Here is a 14,640-nt window from a genome sequence, read left to right as displayed (position 1 = left end):
TAGGGGCGTGCCACCATCCTGATGAGAGGGCAAATTTACTTTGTGCATATACGCCCTCTCATCAGGATGCTGTCGGGCTATCCGCTCCGCTGCGGCGGATAGCTTCTATCCCTCACGCAAGTACACAAAACGACAAACCCGACAGATTTTAAAAACTTGTCGGGTTTTAATTTGTAAAATAATAGAATAAAAGTTAGCTTAAAATAACGAAACTCCTAATTGCATACGGGTATATTTTTCAGCCGGATTCCACATAATGACTGCAAAAACAGGAAGCTTATATTGAAATATTGAAATATCCTTAGAAGCTTTAAAACCTGCATTGACGATATTGACATTATGATCTGTATTAGAAGAATACAGATTCGATTTCCCGTCAAGTGAAAATCCTGCACCTATATAAGTGTCTAACGTAATTTGTTCATTTTTTATCAAAGGATATCCTAACTCTATGTAAGTGGAGTATCTGTTTTTATAATCAAGATCAGGTTTTAGTTCTTTGTCATTTCCATAAAGAATAATGTCAGCTTCAATTCGTAAAGGAAATTCCTCAGAAAAGCGATAAGAAGTTCTCAAATCAATAAGATGTGTTGTAGTGTTTTTATCATAATTGAAAACTTCCGGGTGTTCAACATTTGTAGTGTTGAATAAATCCCATAAACCAATTGTGAGTCCTTTATGCTTGTATTGGATGTAATAATCTATCTCAGTATATTTTCCATCAAACCCGTTACCGCCCCAAAGGCCAACCGAAAAGTTCCGTTTTTTATCAAAAGTATAATGCATATCTCCCATAGCAGTCATACTTGGGCTAATGATTAGTCCTCTCCAGAGATGACTTGTTGCAAGAGTAACATTAAAATTTAATCGGCTTGGTTCTTTACTAGTAGTGCTTTCCGGCGTTGTTTTCTGAGCGTAGCCAGCTAGTCCTATGATTAATATCATAGAAAGAAAAATATTTTTCATAAAATTCTTAGATTAAAAGAAGATGTTGTTAATTAAGAGTGAGGTATAATGCAGCAGCCAGTGAAGCTCCTATTACAGGGCCTACGATAGGTATCCAGGCGTATCCCCAGTTACTACTTCCTTTTATGGGTAAAATAGCATGCATAATCCTTGGGCCTAAATCTCTTGCGGGATTTATAGCATATCCTGTTGTTCCTCCTAATGATAAACCAATTGCCCATACGACTATGGCAACAGGAAGTGCGCCAATGGTTCCTAATCCAATTGTTGCATTGGTATCACTCGCAATTTTGAGGCTTGGTCCTGCGATATAAAAGATCGAAAAAATCAATACGAAAGAGGCAATTGCTTCGCTGATAATATTCGAAACGTTATTTTTAATAGCTGGTCCTGTAGAAAAACAAGCAAGCTTAGCGCCCTCGTCTTCTGTTGCAGCAAAATGATCTTTATGCGATAGCCATACTAAAAAAGCACCTAACATTGCCCCAATCATTTCGCCTAATATATAGATAGGAACTAAATCCCAACTAAATTTTCCGATAAGGGCTAAACCAAGAGTAACAATCGGATTTAAATGTGCCCCGCTAACAGGTCCTGCAATAGTTACGCCTACAAAAACCGCAAATGCCCAAGCGCTGGTAACTACAATCCAACCTGAATTATTACCAATTGTACCTTTAAGATTAACGTTTGCAACAACGCCATTTCCTAATAAAATCATTATCATAGTACCTAAAATTTCTGCTATAAAAGGAGTCATATTATTCGTTTTTAGTTATTCTTCAATCCAGTTTGATGCTCGGCTAACAGCTTTATCCCAGTTTTTTACAAGTGTATTTACTTGTTTTTCTTCCATTTCTGGCGAAAACACCTTGTCTATAGACCATTGTTCTTTTAAATCATCTAAATCTGCCCAATATCCTACCGCAAGTCCGGCCAGATAAGCAGCACCAAGAGCTGTGGTTTCGAGTGTTTTTGGTCGTGTAACGGTAGACCCAAAAATGTCTGATTGAAATTGCATCAGTAAATTATTTGTCGCAGCACCTCCGTCAACTCTTAGTTCTTTTCCTTTGTCGCCAAAATCAGCTTCCATAGCTTTAACCAAATCGTTTACCTGATAAGCAATTCCTTCTAAAGTTGCACGGGCAATATGTGCATTGGTAGTTCCTCTGGTGATTCCGAACATTGCACCTCTCGCATATTGATCCCAGTAAGGAGCCCCTAAGCCGGTTAATGCAGGAACAAAATAAACCCCGCCGTTATCAGGAACACTAGACGCAAGAGCTTCTATTTCTTCTGATGAGTTGATCATTTTTGCTCCGTCTCGTAACCATTGTACAGCGGCTCCTCCAACAAAAACACTGCCTTCTAAAGCATAGGTTGTTTTTCCGTTGATTTTCCAGGCGATCGTAGTTAATAAATTGTTGGTAGATTGAATTGGTTTTTCGCCTGTATTCATTAGCATAAAACAACCTGTTCCATAAGTGTTTTTTACCATTCCCGAATTGGTACACAATTGGCCAAAAAGCGCAGCTTGCTGGTCTCCGGCAACTCCGGCAATAGGAATTTTTGTAGCAAATAGGGTAGTGCTGGTTTCTCCGTAAATAGTACTGCTTTCTTTTACCTCAGGCAGCATGGCTTTTGGAATATCAAATAATTCTAATAAATCATTATCCCATTCTAAAGTATGAATATTGAATAATAAAGTTCTGCTGGCATTAGAAACATCTGTCATGAACAATTTGCCACGGGTTAATTTCCATATTAACCACGTATCAACAGTTCCAAAACAAAGTTTCCCTTCTTCTGCTTTTTTGCGTGCTCCGGGAACGTTATCCAAAATCCATTTTACTTTTGTTCCGGAGAAATAAGCATCGAGAATTAAACCCGTTTTTTTCTGAATCATATCAGCATGACCTTGTGCTTTTAATTCGTCACAGAATTTTGCTGTTCTGCGATCTTGCCAAACAATAGCATTATAAATAGGTTCGCTGGTTTCTCTGTCCCATACAATAGTAGTTTCACGTTGATTGGTTATTCCAATTGCTGCGACTTCGCGTCCTGAGATTCCTACTTTGGCAATTACTTCTGCAGCTGTACTTATTTGCGAAGACCAGATTTCGTTAGGGTCATGTTCTACCCATCCTGGTGTGGGAAAAATTTGCTCAAACGGTTTTTGAGAGATACTCACAATTTCTCCTTCGTGATTAAATAGAATAGCTCTGGAGGAAGTTGTTCCCTGGTCAAGAGCTAAGATTAGTTTGTTTTGCATGGCTGATAGTATATAGTTAAGTAATAAAGTTTTATTGAAATTCTGACAACAGAAATCCTTTTGAAATTTCTTTAAAATTTGAAATTTCCTGAATTATCCAGGCTTCATCATGTCCTAGTTCCTTAGCGAGTAATCGTGCTACTTTTTCAGAGGACTGAATTGCGGCTCGGGCATCTAAGAATAGTAAACGAACGCGTCTGGCTAAAATATCATCTACAGTTCTTGCCATTTCGTATCGAATGGCCCAAACTGCTTCTGCCATTGTAAATTCGTGATCTGGATGTATCTTTTCTTTTAATTCAGGCTCATTTTGCTGCAATTCTTTTATTTTAGGAATATCCGTTCCATAGATATACAAGTGATTTTCTCTGTCCAAAGTTGTAGTAGGTTGATTGCCATGAATAGCAAGATGTTCTGTATTACAGCCTTTTGCAGGTATTTTTCGTGTTTTAATTGCTTTGTCTATAATGTCTTCGGCAATTTTTCTGTAAGTGGTCCATTTTCCGCCTGTAATAGTTATTAAGCCGGTTTCAGAAACAATGATTTTATGACTTCTTGAAACCTCTTTAGTACTTTTCCCTTCTTCTGCAGGTGCTGCCAAAGGACGTAAACCTGCATAAACAGACAGAACGTCGGCTCTGGTTGGTTTTTTTGCTAAAAAGCGTTGTGCTGTTTCCAGTACAAATTCAATTTCGCTTTCTAAGGCAATAGGCTCTAAGCTTTGTTTTTTGATTAATGTATCTGTTGTTCCTACTACAATTCGATTATGCCAAGGCACAGCAAATAAAACTCTTCCGTCACTTGTTTTAGGAATCATTAGCGCATGATCGCCTGGTAAAAATGATTTATCGAACACCAGGTGAATTCCCTGACTTGGAACGATATATTTTTTATAAACAGTATCGTTTAGTTTCATTATGGCATTTGTAAAAACTCCCGTTGCATTAATAACAGCAGATCCTTTTAAATCATATTTTTCTCCTGTTTCCTGATCCAGAACCTGCACACCAATAACCTGATTGTTGTCGTCTTTTAATAAGTTTACCACCTTGCAGTAATTTAAAATACAAGCGCCTTTTTCTGCTGCAGTCTGAGCAATATTTATAGCAAGACGAGAATCATCAAATTGTCCGTCATGATAAATAACACCACTTTTTAAACCTTTTTCCTCTACATTAGGAAGCATTTCGATTGTTTTTCTTTTCGAAATATATTTGGAACGGCCTAAGCTTAAACGTCCGGCCAATAAATCATAAATGGTTAAACCAATGGTATAAAAATAGCCGCCCCACCAATTGTAATTAGGGATTACAAAGGATTGGTTTTTGACTAAATGACCGGCATTTTGTGCCATAAGGCCTCTTTCTTTAAGGGCTTCTTTTACCAAATGCACATCTCCTTGTTCCAAGTAACGTACACCACCATGAACTAATTTTGTGCTTCGGCTTGAAGTTCCTTTGGCAAAGTCTACTGCTTCGACTAAAATTGTTTTATAACCTCTGCTTGCAGCATCAAGAGCAGTTCCAAGACCGCTTGCTCCGCCTCCTATTACAATTACATCCCACTTTTCAGTGTTTTTTAGTTTCGATAATTGTTCTGAACGTTTCATTTAGTGTTTGTTTTTGTTTCTTTTCTTCTTTTTTGTTTCGTTAAAGCAAAATTAACGAAACTAAACGAAATCAAAGTAATAAAATAAGGTTTTTTTTGAATTATTATTTTATCGTACATTTATAGCTTTAAAAATCTTAATATTATTACGCTATTATGGTTATTATAAATAAAAGACAAGAAGAAATACTGAAAGAACTGGATAAAAATGGACATGTAAATGTGGCTGATTTGTGCGAAAGTCTTAATGTTTCAACCGTAACAATAAGAAAGGATTTGAACTTTTTAGAAAATGAAAACTTACTGCACCGTACGCATGGCGGTGCAAGCAAACAGCCTATTTATGCTTTCGAAAGAGATTTAAGTGATAAAGAAGGAATGCAGGTAGAGCAAAAAAAGCAAATAGCAAAAGAAGCATTAAAGTATATTAGCAACTCTGATTATATCATATTAGGTTCCGGATCAAATGTTCATTATCTGGCTCAGATTATTTCGGGTTTTCAGAAATTAACTGTGATTACGCCATCTTTAAAAGTGGCATTAGAATTAAGTAAGGAAGCAAATGTAGATACGATACAATTGGGTGGTGATATTCGTAAGAGCTCAAACTCGGCTGTTGGTCCTATTTCAGAAGCGATTTTAAGTCAGTTTTCTTGCAATAAACTGTTTTTAGGTGCAGACGGACTTCATTTAGATTTTGGATTAAGTACTTCAAATGCATTAGAAGCTCATCTTAATCAAGCCATGATTTCGGTGGCAGAAAAGGTTATTGTTTTGGTAGATTCTACAAAAATGAATGTGAGGGGCTTTGGTAAAATATGTAATCTGGATAAGATTGATGTTTTGATTACAGATGATGGTATCGATATCGAAACCAAAACGAAACTAGAAGAAATAGGTATCGAAGTGATAATTGCCTCCACTAATTAAAATTCTTTTTTAAATAATGGTAAAAATAAGTTTTATCAGATTTAAAAAGTAAACCCGACAGGTTTTTAAAACCTATCGGGTTTGATTCGTAATTTAAGCTAACTTTTTCTCATACGCTCTTCGTGCTCCGCCTCTAAAATAGACTTCGCCACAATACGTATAATTTAATCTGTCTAAAATCTTCAACATTGGGACATTATCAAAATTGGTATCTACTTTAATACTGTCGACATGCTGTTGAACAGCCAAATCTTCTATTTTTTGAAAAAGTTTGGTAGCAACGCCTTTTCCTTTTGCCAATTTTGAAACTGCTACGCGATGTACCACAACATAATCGCCATCACTAAGCCATTTGCCTTCGATTTCTTCGTAAGCCGGTTCTTTATCGAAAATAATAGCAGCATAACATAAAATAGATTCGTTTTCTATAAGTACATATCCAAAACCATTATTGATATCATTTTCAATGGAAAGTTCGTTGGGATAACCGTCTTGCCATTGTTTGCTTCCTTCTAATCGTCTTTGTTCAATAGCGTCTTGCAGAATTTCCCAAATTTGAGGTACTTCTGAAAGAGTTGCTTTTCTTAATTGTAATTCTGTTGAGGTCATTTTTGAAGTCTAACTATGATATTAGGAATTAATGAGGCAATTTGTCTTTAATCAAACCATAAAACCAGGTTCCTGCAATCGCACTTAATAAAGTAATCACAATAACAGTAACTCCAGTTCCTATTTGCGCAAACAAAGGTCCAGGACAAGCTCCGGTAATGGCCCATCCAAATCCGAACATTAATCCACCGTAAATTTGACCTTTACTAAAAACCTTTGGCTGAATTTCGATTTTTTCGCCCTGAATGGTTTTAATATTAAATCTTTTAATGATCTGTACTGAAATTATTCCAACCACAACGGCACTTCCAATCACGCCATACATAAAGAAAGACTGTAATTGAAACATTTCCTGTATACGGAACCAGCTGATGATTTCGGCTTTTACGAATACAATTCCGAAAAAGATGCCCACCAAAAGATATTTTAGGTTTGAGAATCCCGAATCTTTAATTTGACTTCCATTGATTCCTTCTGTATCAATATTTTTATTTTCTAAAGTATTCATTTTTGAAATTTTAAAGTGATAGAATATAAGGTAAAATCAAATTCGCCATAATAAAACCGCCAATCATAAAACAGATTGTCGCTACCAATGAAGGCCATTGTAAATTTGAAATTCCCATAATCGCATGTCCGCTCGTGCATCCGCCCGCGTAACGCGTTCCGAAACCAACTAAAAATCCACCCACCACAATCATGATAAAACCACGAAGCGTGAATAAACTTTCCCATGAAAAAAGTTCTTTCGGCAACAATCCCGAATGATCTGTTATTCCATAAGAAGCCAATTGTTCAGAAAGCTGTGGTGTAATTTCAACCGCATTTGGATTGGATAAAAGATAACCTGCGATAATTCCACCAAGGAAAATTCCGAAAACGAAGAATAAATTCCAGCTTTCTTTTTTCCAGTCGTATTTAAAAAACGAAATATTTGCGGGAATACAAGCTGCGCAAATATGTCGCAAGGATGAACTAATCCCGAAAGATTTATTTCCGATAATCAACAAAATAGGAACAGTCAGTCCAATTAACGGCCCCGCAACGTACCAAGGCCAAGGTTCTTTTATAATTTCTAGCATATTTTTAAGGTTCTAAGGTGCTAAGATTCTAAGTTACTAAGGTAAAAACCTTTGTCGTTTTATTTTTTTTAGGTTATGAATTATTAAGCTTTAAGGTCAAAAAATCTTAGAACCTTAGAATCTTAGCAACTCAGAACCTTTATTTTAATACTTTGCTTTGATAAACGAAATCTGATTTTGGGATATTTGTTTTTGCAATGGCTCCAAAACCTCCGTCAATTTCGGTAAAATTTCTGAAACCGCGCGCTTGTAAAATTGACGCTGCAATCATACTTCGGTATCCACCAGCGCAATGCAGGTAAAAATGCTCGTTCGGATTAATATCTTTTACCCAATCATTAATATAGGCTAAAGGTTTACTGTAAGCATCCTCGATATGTTCTGCTTCATATTCCGTTTCTTTACGAACATCCACAACTTTATCTTCTTTGATATTAAATTTACTGGCAAATTGTTCTGCTGAGATTCGGTTAACCGTATCCACTTCAAAACCTGCTTTTTGCCAGGCTTCAAAACCTCCATTCAAATGTCCGATAATCGAATCAAAACCCACACGACTTAAACGGGTTACAGTTTCTTCTTCCAAACCATTTTCGGTTACTAATATAATTGGTTGTTTTACATTGGCAATTAAAGTTCCAACCCAGGGTGCAAAATCGCCGTTGACTCCAATATTAATAGATTGCGGAATAAATCCTTTATAAAAGTCACCGCTTTTTCGGGTATCTAAAATCAATGCTCCGGTTTCTTCGGCGACAGCCTCAAAATCTTTAACATCAATTGCTTTCATTCCGTTATGCAAAACCGATTCGAAGCTTTCGTAACCGCCTTTATTCATGGCTACGTTCATGCTGAAATAAGCTGGAGGAGGTAATAATCCATCGGTAACTTCTTCGATAAATTCGGCTTCGGTCATATCGGCACGCAAAGCATAATTCGTTGCTTTCTGATTTCCGATGGTCGAAACCGTTTCTTTGCTCATGTTTTTTCCGCAGGCACTTCCCGCACCGTGCGCCGGATAAACGATTATGTCATTAGCCAAAGTCATTATTTTATCTCTTAAAGAATGAAATAAAATTCCCGCCAATTGATCCTGTGTCATTCCGGCTGCTTTTTGTGCTAAATCCGGACGGCCAACATCGCCTATAAATAAAGTGTCTCCAGAAAAAATCGCATGATCTTTTCCGTTTTCGTCAATCAATAAATAAGTCGTGCTTTCCATGGTGTGACCTGGAGTATGTAACGCTTTGATTGTAATTTTCCCGATTTTAAATTCTTGTCCGTCTTTAGCAGAAATACAATCAAATTCACAGGCCGCATTTGGTCCGTAAACAATTGGAGCTTCGGTCTCTTTGCTTAAATCAATATGACCAGAAACGAAATCAGCATGGAAATGCGTTTCAAAGATGTATTTCAGCTTAACGGCATCGCGTTCCAAACGATCCAAATAAGGCTGAATTTCTCTAAGCGGATCAATTATCGCAGCTTCTCCGTTTGACGTTATATAGTAGGCACCCTGCGCAAGGCATCCGGTGTAAATTTGTTCAATTTTCATGATATGAAATCTAAAATAAGTTCCACAAAGGTAACTTTGTTTTTTCGGAAAATAAGTGACTAATGTTACAGAAATTCACTTTTTGCGGAAAAACATTTGGCGGGTTTTACCATATAAGTCATATAAGTAATTATAAGTTGGAGTCTAAATCGTGCTGAAATTATATGAGATCATAAATCGTTATGTTTTTTTTACCATATAAGTTATATAAGCAATTATAACGCACCGCAATTAAATGAACTTATATAACTTATATGGTGAAAAAAAAATCTGCGTAATTTTACGACTCTACACTAAACATTATGAACACAGCAGACTTATTAGATCAAATTGCTTTTATAAAAGAAATTGATAAAGTAAAATACATTCAGCGAAAAACGAAACTCTTTAATAGCGACCGAAATAAAAATGATGCCGAACACAGCTGGCATTTGGCTTTAATGGCGATTGTTCTGGCTGAACATTCCGATCAACCGATTGATGTTTTGAAAGTAGTAAAAATGGTTTTGATCCATGATATAGTAGAAATCGATGCTGGCGATGTGTTTATTTACGATACAGTAAAAAATCATTTGAATACAGATGAAGAACGATTAGCGGCGAACCGTATTTTTGGTTTGCTTCCAAAGAAACAGGCTGAGGATATGATCGCCATTTGGGAAGAATTTGAAGCAGGCGAAACCAACGAAGCCAAATTCGCAAAATCAATGGACAGATTAGAACCCTTATTGCAAAATACCTCCAACGACGGAGGAACCTGGAAAGAGTTTGGTGTGTCTTATAAAAAGGTTTACGAAAAAAAGAGCATCATAAAAGAAGGCTCCACAACTTTATGGAATTACGCTGAAGGTTTGATAAATGAAAGTGTTGAAAAAGGAATTTTGAAAGATGATTAAACATAGCCCACGGTTTCAACCGTGGGAAACGTATGGTAATTACGCATGCGTTCCCGAGGTTGGAACCGTACGTCAGGGAGAAACGGGATATATGCATTGTGTCCCCGTGGTTGAAACCGCGGGCTATGTTTGACATACGCATATTTATTTTGAGAAAATATTTTTGATTTTTGTCTAAAAAAAATATTCCTATACTCAATCTTGTCATTTCGAGGAAGGAGAAATCCTCGTTAGAAGCTCGACAAAGATTGGCTTCTCTTTGCGGAGTTATTTGCGAGGATTTCTCCGTAGGTCGAAATGATAAACTTTGACAAAGTTGTCTCAAACTACAAGTGTGAATTTTACTTTTCAAATTGTTGAAAAGTTTAACAAATACAAGCATATAAACTTTTTTTAAAGGAGGAGATTTCGGGTTTTAATGGGTAAATTTGTGGAACTTCATAAAACAAATACCACTATAATGGAAGAAATGCTTTTTTATGACCGAATGCAATTTGCCTTCACTATTACCTTTCACTATCTTTTTCCGCAACTTACAATGGGTCTTTCTTTGATCATTGTTTATTTCAAATGGAAATATCTTAAAACTCAAAACGAACAATACAATCACGCCACACATTTCTGGATGAAAATTTTTGCCCTGAATTTTGCAATGGGCGTGGTTACCGGAATTCCAATGGAGTTTCAATTCGGAACCAATTGGGCTAAATTTTCTGAATTAACCGGTGGCATTATTGGTCAGACTTTAGCGATGGAAGGAATGTTCTCTTTCTTCTTAGAATCTTCATTTTTGGGTATATTTTTATTTGGAGAGAAACTCCTCGGACATAAATGGCATTTTGTAACCGGCGTGCTAATCATGATTGGTTCCTGGGCCAGCGGTTATTTAATTATAGCCACACATTCCTGGATGCAGAATCCGGTGGGATATGAAATTCTCGAAAACGGAAAATTTGTACTGACGAATTTTAAAGCTTTATTCCTGAATCCGTGGCTTTGGCCTTCTTATTTGCACAATCAGGCTGCTTCTTTGGTTACGAGTTCTTTTGTTGTGGCCGGAATTGGTGCTTTTTATATTTTGAGTCAGAAGAATGTTTCCTTCGGGAGATTATTTCTTAAAACAGGTGTTGTTTTCGGATTGATTTCGAGTATAATTGTGGCCGTTCCAACGGGAGATTTATTGGCGAAAAATGTGGTGAAATACCAACCTGTAACTTTTGCTGCGATGGAAGGGATTTTTCATACCGAGAAAAAAGGTTCTGAAATTGTCTTAATCGGTCAGCCCGATGTAAAAGATAAAAAACTGGACAATAAAATCGCGGTTCCGAATATTTTAAGTTTCCTGACGTATGGAAATTGGGATCAGGAAATTAAGGGTTTAGATCAGTTTGAAGAAGATCTGCATCCAACTAATATTTCAGGTTTGTATTATGCCTATCATATTATGGTGGGACTTGGAACGGTATTTATTGGTTTGATGGTCCTTTCTCTTTTTCAATTAATCAGAGGAAAATTGTTTGAGACCAAATGGATTTTATGGTCGCTTATGTTTATGATGCCGTTTCCGTATATCGCGAATACTACAGGCTGGTATACTGCCGAGTTAGGAAGACAACCATGGCTGGTTTACAATTTAATGCGAACTGCAGCAGGCGCATCACCCACCGTTTCGTCCGGAAATACCTTGTTTACTTTATTAGGTTTTATCGGATTGTACCTTTTACTCGGAATGCTGTTTTTGCTTTTGATTGGAAAAATTATCAATAAAGGACCTCATAATGTGGACCTTTCAACAGAAAAAATATAGGTATGGAATTTTTTTGGTACGTAGTTTTAATGGGAATTTTGGCCGTTTATATTGTATTGGACGGTTATGATTTTGGAGCAGGAATTATTCATTTGTTTTTTGCCAATACAGAAAAAGATAAAAAAGCAATAACAAACGCGATTGGTCCGTTTTGGGATGCCAATGAAGTTTGGATTATCGCCGCCGGGGGTGTTTTGTTTTTTGCTTTTCCAACTTTATATGCCTCCTCTTTCAGCGGATTTTATTTGCCGTTGATAATGATTTTATGGCTTTTGATTTTCCGTGCGATCGGATTAGAAATGCGCGGACAGGTGCATCACCCGATGTGGGAAGCGATTTGGGATAAAGCATTCGGAATTGCGAGTTTGCTTTTGGCTTTGTTTTTCGGAATTGCTTTGGGAAATATTGTTCGCGGTGTCAACCTTGGAATGGTGCAAAACGGAGTTTCAACGCAGGAACCCCATTTTTTCTTTTTGCCTTTATGGAATCCAACCTTCAGCCCGCAGGCAAATGAATTGGGAATTATAGATTGGTTTACGCTTTTCCTCGGGATTGTTAGTGTTGTGGCTTTAACGATTCACGGTGCGAACTGGATTATTTTTAAAACCAATTCATCTTTAAATGAACAACTTAAAAATATCGTTTTTAAACTGAATATTGTCTTACTTATTTTAGTTTTCATCTCTTTAGGAATTTGGCACTTTATCGAACCTCAACCGTTTCGTAATTTTATTGAAAACCCAATTCTTTGGTTTTTCCCAATCATGACTTTTGTTGGTATTTTAGGATTATTCAAAGTGCGTTCCTTCAAAAAAGACGGCCAGGCCTTTATATTCTCCACTTTGTTTTTGGTTGGAGGATTTGCTTCAACTGCTGTTTCCATTTTCCCGAATGTTTTGCCTTCGACGAATAATGTAAATCCGTCCTTAACAATTTATAATACTGCTGCTGGAGAATATGGTTTGAACGCTGGTCTGAGTTGGTTTTTTATCGCTTTGTTTTTGGTAATTATTTATTTTATTATTCAATATCGTGTTTTTAACGGGAAGATGGATGATGTTGGGTATGGAGAGCATTAAAATGTTTTTTTGCCACGAATTACACAAATTTTCACGAATTAATTTATATGAATAGCCGTTGGTTTTAATCAACGGTTTTTTAATTTTAGATTGAAGTAGCTTTAGTAAAAATGTTATTATATTTGACTAAAGGAGAGAGAAAATTTTTGACCAGCGGTTGGTTAAAACCAACCGCTGGTCAATAGATAAATACAATTTAAAAGTATTAATAATTTATGTTTTTTAAAAAGAAGTTACTTTCTGAAACTGAGTTTTCTACAAAATTTGCTAAGCAATTGGCTAAAAAAGTCAAAGGATTAAAAATTACTTTAATAAATGAACTTGATGTTGAAAGTGAATTTAATGAAGGCAAACATCAGCACTTTTTAAATAATGCCTATTCAGAATACATAAATGACTCAAAATTTATTAAAGAGATTATTGAAAAATATGTAAATGGTCTATCTGCAATGTTTCTGCCAAAAGAACTGTTAGATGAAGAAAGAATTCTACCTGTTGTTAAGGACAGAAGATTTATACAAAGTTTAGAAGAGATAAATACTGATTTTGAAAAAAATCACATTTACGAATTTTACAATGAAGAATTAATTATTTTCTACGTTGAAGACCGTGAAAATTCAATTCATTATATCTCCAAAGATAATTTAGAAGAGATAAATTTTTCAATTGAAAATTTAAGAGAAAAGGCACTTGAAAATCTTTCAAATAACTTCGAAATGAAACGTCATGGCGAAAATGGATATTTTATGTTGACAGCTGGTGGAAATTATGAATCAAGTTTAATTTTATTAAATATTTGGAATCATGAGAATTTTTTGGTAGCTGGTAATATTGTTATTGGAATTCCTTCAAGAGATGTATTATTAATAACAGGAAGTAAAGACTCTAAGAATTTGCATCGACTTTATGATTCGGTAAAAAACATTAATGAAACTGGTAATCATATCGTTTCTGATAAAATATTTGAATTGCGAAATGGAAAGTTTGAAGTGTTATGAAGAAAAAACTAGTAATTATATTTTTAGCTTTTGTTTTAATTATAGTAGGAAAATTTCTTTTTCAAAAATGGTATTTTAATTCAGATAGAATTCATGAAAGACGAGAAGAAACATGGAATAAAAGAATATCAAATTATAAATATGTAAAATACATTCCTAATTGTTTTTCAACAAGATGAACTTATCGATGCGCCAGATTTACTTTCTAAGACTCATGTTCAAAATGTTATCCATGTTTTAAAATTTTATAATGAAGAATGGAAAGTCCAAAATGGCAAATTGCTTGTATCTAGAAATATTAACAGAGAGATTTTATGGAATTATACAACAAAAGCAAATGATTCTGTTTGGTTGGCAGAGCATAAGATAGAAAAATAGATACCGAAAACCTCAATTTACCCAAGTCTGCGTTAGGGATAGCAGCGGTATCTCCCGATTTAGAAAAACAAGGTTTTTTAGCCTACCGTCTGGACACAAATATTTTTTTTTAATTATATTTGAGAAAAAGTGCAGACTAGATATTTTAAAAATTTAAAAGACAAGCGATTGTTGAATAGAGGTAATTCTATTCTCAATCGCTTGTTTGCTAATAGTATTTATTCGATAAGACAATTAGCAGAAAGTGACGCTGAAGCCAAAGTGATTTACCGATTTTTACAAAATGATAATGTTAGTGAAGCTGATATTATAAAGAACATGTCTTTTAATTGTGTAAGCTGCGTTGAAGATAAATCTGTTTTGTGTATTCAGGACAGCAGTGAAATAAACCTTTATAATCACAGAAACAGGATCAAAAAGGATGAGTCAATTGGACTTACCAATGCTTTTACCAATGCTT

The 14,640-nt window shown here is 35.6% G+C and carries 13 protein-coding genes and 1 pseudogene; 6 read left to right on the top strand and 8 right to left on the bottom strand.

The annotated features are described in order from the left end of the window. Positions 1-198: 198 nt before the first annotated feature. The 4 genes from ASC72_RS21790 to ASC72_RS21775 are packed head-to-tail and all read right to left on the bottom strand — an operon-like array spanning position 199 to position 4,847. Positions 199-966, bottom strand: a complete 768-nt coding sequence (locus tag ASC72_RS21790) for a hypothetical protein (protein WP_056195953.1) — start codon at positions 964-966, stop codon at positions 199-201. Positions 967-994: 28 nt separating this feature from the next. Then, complete coding sequence (locus ASC72_RS21785) at positions 995-1,726, bottom strand: MIP/aquaporin family protein (protein ID WP_056195951.1); 732 nt, start codon at positions 1,724-1,726, stop codon at positions 995-997. 15 nt (positions 1,727-1,741) lie between these two features. Beyond that, positions 1,742-3,238: a glycerol kinase GlpK gene (gene glpK, locus ASC72_RS21780; RefSeq protein WP_056195949.1), complete on the bottom strand. Its 1,497-nt coding sequence runs from the start codon at positions 3,236-3,238 to the stop codon at positions 1,742-1,744. Positions 3,239-3,269: 31 nt separating this feature from the next. Continuing rightward, positions 3,270-4,847 carry a glycerol-3-phosphate dehydrogenase/oxidase gene (locus tag ASC72_RS21775; RefSeq protein ID WP_056195946.1) on the bottom strand — a complete coding sequence of 526 codons (1,578 nt, stop codon included), beginning with the start codon at positions 4,845-4,847 and terminating at the stop codon, positions 3,270-3,272. A gap of 155 nt (positions 4,848-5,002) precedes the next feature. Here ASC72_RS21775 and ASC72_RS21770 point away from each other — a divergent pair, with 155 nt between their 5' ends. Continuing rightward, complete coding sequence (locus tag ASC72_RS21770) at positions 5,003-5,776, top strand: DeoR/GlpR family DNA-binding transcription regulator (RefSeq protein WP_056195943.1); 774 nt, start codon at positions 5,003-5,005, stop codon at positions 5,774-5,776. A 93-nt stretch (positions 5,777-5,869) separates the two neighbouring features. On the opposite strand, the gene ASC72_RS21765 is transcribed toward ASC72_RS21770, so the two are convergent. From ASC72_RS21765 to ASC72_RS21750, 4 genes are all read right to left on the bottom strand, one after another. Then, positions 5,870-6,385 (bottom strand): GNAT family N-acetyltransferase, encoded by a 516-nt coding sequence (locus ASC72_RS21765; RefSeq protein ID WP_056195940.1) that lies wholly within the window; start codon positions 6,383-6,385, stop codon positions 5,870-5,872. 28 nt (positions 6,386-6,413) lie between these two features. Then, positions 6,414-6,893 (bottom strand): DUF6691 family protein, encoded by a 480-nt coding sequence (locus ASC72_RS21760; protein WP_056195938.1) that lies wholly within the window; start codon positions 6,891-6,893, stop codon positions 6,414-6,416. A 10-nt stretch (positions 6,894-6,903) separates the two neighbouring features. Further along, positions 6,904-7,467: a YeeE/YedE family protein gene (locus tag ASC72_RS21755; RefSeq protein ID WP_056195935.1), complete on the bottom strand. Its 564-nt coding sequence runs from the start codon at positions 7,465-7,467 to the stop codon at positions 6,904-6,906. 139 nt (positions 7,468-7,606) lie between these two features. Then, positions 7,607-9,022: a rhodanese-like domain-containing protein gene (locus ASC72_RS21750; RefSeq protein WP_056195932.1), complete on the bottom strand. Its 1,416-nt coding sequence runs from the start codon at positions 9,020-9,022 to the stop codon at positions 7,607-7,609. A 302-nt stretch (positions 9,023-9,324) separates the two neighbouring features. Here ASC72_RS21750 and ASC72_RS21745 point away from each other — a divergent pair, with 302 nt between their 5' ends. The 5 genes and pseudogenes from ASC72_RS21745 to ASC72_RS21720 form a co-directional block, all read left to right on the top strand. Continuing rightward, positions 9,325-9,918 carry an HD family hydrolase gene (locus ASC72_RS21745; RefSeq protein ID WP_056195929.1) on the top strand — a complete coding sequence of 198 codons (594 nt, stop codon included), beginning with the start codon at positions 9,325-9,327 and terminating at the stop codon, positions 9,916-9,918. A 460-nt stretch (positions 9,919-10,378) separates the two neighbouring features. Then, a complete protein-coding gene (locus ASC72_RS21740) occupies positions 10,379-11,725 on the top strand; it encodes a cytochrome ubiquinol oxidase subunit I (protein ID WP_056196429.1) in 1,347 nt (448 codons plus the stop codon). Positions 11,726-11,727: 2 nt separating this feature from the next. Beyond that, positions 11,728-12,804 (top strand): cytochrome d ubiquinol oxidase subunit II, encoded by a 1,077-nt coding sequence (gene cydB / locus ASC72_RS21735; RefSeq protein WP_056195928.1) that lies wholly within the window; start codon positions 11,728-11,730, stop codon positions 12,802-12,804. 215 nt (positions 12,805-13,019) lie between these two features. After that, positions 13,020-13,802 (top strand): DUF1444 family protein, encoded by a 783-nt coding sequence (locus tag ASC72_RS21730; protein ID WP_056195925.1) that lies wholly within the window; start codon positions 13,020-13,022, stop codon positions 13,800-13,802. Positions 13,803-14,348: 546 nt separating this feature from the next. Continuing rightward, positions 14,349-14,640 (top strand): annotated as a pseudogene (locus ASC72_RS21720) (hypothetical protein); the annotation flags it as partial.

Source organism: Flavobacterium sp. Root420 (assembly GCF_001427905.1).
GTDB lineage: Bacteria > Bacteroidota > Bacteroidia > Flavobacteriales > Flavobacteriaceae > Flavobacterium.
The sequence above is the reverse complement of the archived record's forward strand: the minus strand, read 5'-3'. Positions and strand labels throughout refer to the sequence as shown.

Bases quoted from the DNA above. Each gene is read 5' to 3' on its own strand.
- ASC72_RS21765 (WP_056195940.1), bottom strand. From the start codon at position 6,385: ATGACCTCAACAGAATTACAATTAAGAAAAGCAACTCTTTCAGAAGTA.
- glpK (WP_056195949.1), bottom strand. From the start codon at position 3,238: ATGCAAAACAAACTAATCTTAGCTCTTGACCAGGGAACAACTTCCTCC.
- ASC72_RS21745 (WP_056195929.1), top strand. From the start codon at position 9,325: ATGAACACAGCAGACTTATTAGATCAAATTGCTTTTATAAAAGAAATT.
- cydB (WP_056195928.1), top strand. From the start codon at position 11,728: ATGGAATTTTTTTGGTACGTAGTTTTAATGGGAATTTTGGCCGTTTAT.
- ASC72_RS21785 (WP_056195951.1), bottom strand. From the start codon at position 1,726: ATGACTCCTTTTATAGCAGAAATTTTAGGTACTATGATAATGATTTTA.
- ASC72_RS21750 (WP_056195932.1), bottom strand. From the start codon at position 9,022: ATGAAAATTGAACAAATTTACACCGGATGCCTTGCGCAGGGTGCCTAC.
- ASC72_RS21770 (WP_056195943.1), top strand. From the start codon at position 5,003: ATGGTTATTATAAATAAAAGACAAGAAGAAATACTGAAAGAACTGGAT.
- ASC72_RS21740 (WP_056196429.1), top strand. From the start codon at position 10,379: ATGGAAGAAATGCTTTTTTATGACCGAATGCAATTTGCCTTCACTATT.
- ASC72_RS21730 (WP_056195925.1), top strand. From the start codon at position 13,020: ATGTTTTTTAAAAAGAAGTTACTTTCTGAAACTGAGTTTTCTACAAAA.
- ASC72_RS21790 (WP_056195953.1), bottom strand. From the start codon at position 966: ATGAAAAATATTTTTCTTTCTATGATATTAATCATAGGACTAGCTGGC.
- ASC72_RS21775 (WP_056195946.1), bottom strand. From the start codon at position 4,847: ATGAAACGTTCAGAACAATTATCGAAACTAAAAAACACTGAAAAGTGG.
- ASC72_RS21755 (WP_056195935.1), bottom strand. From the start codon at position 7,467: ATGCTAGAAATTATAAAAGAACCTTGGCCTTGGTACGTTGCGGGGCCG.
- ASC72_RS21760 (WP_056195938.1), bottom strand. From the start codon at position 6,893: ATGAATACTTTAGAAAATAAAAATATTGATACAGAAGGAATCAATGGA.